Genomic DNA, 371 nt, shown 5'->3' on the forward strand with positions numbered 1-371 from the left:
CAGATCCCGCGGATCGGCCAGGAAGTGATCGTCAGCTTCCTCGAAGGCGACCCGGACCGGCCGATCATCACCGGGCGGGTCTACAACGCCGAGCAGACGGTGCCCTACGAGCTGCCGGCGAACGCTACCCAGAGCGGGATGAAGAGCCGTTCGAGCAAGGGCGGCACGCCGGCCAACTTCAACGAGATCCGCATGGAGGACAAGAAGGGCGCCGAGCAGTTGTTCATCCATGCCGAGAGGAACCAGGACATCGAGGTCGAGAACGACGAGAGCCACTGGGTCGGCCACGACCGGACCAAGACCATCGACCACGACGAGACGGTGCATGTGAAGCACGATCGCACCGAGACCGTGGACAACAACGAGACCAT

Annotated in this window: 1 protein-coding gene; it reads left to right on the plus strand. The window is 63.3% G+C overall.

Annotated elements, in window-relative coordinates:
• Nucleotides 1-371: bacteriophage T4 gp5 trimerisation domain-containing protein (locus HMPREF2581_RS11550; RefSeq protein WP_256565197.1), on the plus strand; the 371-nt coding region annotated here is incomplete at both ends.

It is taken from the genome of Pseudomonas sp. HMSC057H01 (genome assembly GCF_001836405.1).
GTDB lineage: Bacteria > Pseudomonadota > Gammaproteobacteria > Pseudomonadales > Pseudomonadaceae > Pseudomonas > Pseudomonas aeruginosa.